Source organism: Oleiphilus sp. HI0132, from assembly GCF_001635845.1.
Map to the genome: position 1 here is coordinate 1 of NZ_LWGJ01001626.1, position 983 is coordinate 983.

A 983-nucleotide genomic window follows, 5' to 3' on the forward strand; every position below is an offset into this window, starting at 1 on the left:
GTACATTGGGCCAAAGCGCGTTAGCGTTTTATCGGCACGCATCTTCTCAACTCGGTCGATCAACTCTGATTCTTTTATGTCCAGCTCTTTTGCAACTTCGGCAAAAGGGTATTCACAAATAGGAAAACCATACTGGAGACGGTTTATGATCTTCAAATCCATGGCATTCATGAATGATTCCCCGCAAGTGATAAGGGTGCAACAAGCGAAGCCAGGTTCGCAGCGGGTGAGGCTATTTCAATTTTATGCTGCCTTTGCGAGCGCGTATAAACTCCACCCTTTTGCTTATATTGCTGCGTACTAAATAGAATGTTTTTCTCAGTATTTTTAAGCTCGGCCAGCCCTACCAGTTTTTCAATATGTTCTGCAACCAGATTCCGGTCCCGACTGTGAATCATGCAGTAGAGATTATAGGGCCACTCAGGTAACTGTCTTCGACGCTTATAACACAAGCTCACCAAACCGGATTCTTTAAAAATCTTACCAATCCTGTCAGTTTGATCTTCTGGAATATTCCAGACCACCATGGCATTTTCTTTAAAACCAAGTTTGTGATGATTGGTAATCAACCCTATACGCTTAATCAGGCCGCTTTGTACCCAGTAATTGAGCGTATCTATCACCTGCAACTCGGTAACAGCTGAACACTCTTCACCTTGATATTGGCTTAGCGTCTGTGACAGGCGCTCAAAAGGCTTCCGGGTTAAAGGAAAACCATCTTGTATTAGCTCTCGAAGTCGCTGTTGCAAGTAATCAGAAAGGACATCACCGCTCTCAATGAGTCTAATTTTTTCGCCAGACTCACGGTTATTCGTGTTATGAAGGTGCTGAGTGAAGGGGCGATCCGTTTTTCTATCACCCACATGAAACCCCAAGTCGATATGATAAGCCTTTTCCATTGGCAAGCGTAGGATTGGAAAGCCAATCGTCTTTTCCATATCATCCAGTATCAAGTCCAGAAATTTGGGAGTCGGTGTCGTAAC

At 44.0% G+C, this 983-nt stretch carries 2 protein-coding genes; both read right to left on the minus strand.

The window, feature by feature from the left end; genetic code table 11:
• Positions 1 to 171, minus strand: a 171-nt coding sequence (locus A3766_RS32790) for an Lrp/AsnC family transcriptional regulator (RefSeq protein WP_156509122.1), incomplete at its 3' end; no start/stop codon positions are given.
• A partial coding sequence (locus tag A3766_RS31555) for a hypothetical protein (RefSeq protein ID WP_197479732.1) occupies positions 168 to 983 on the minus strand: 816 nt, incomplete at its 5' end. The genes A3766_RS32790 and A3766_RS31555, both read right to left, overlap by 4 nt.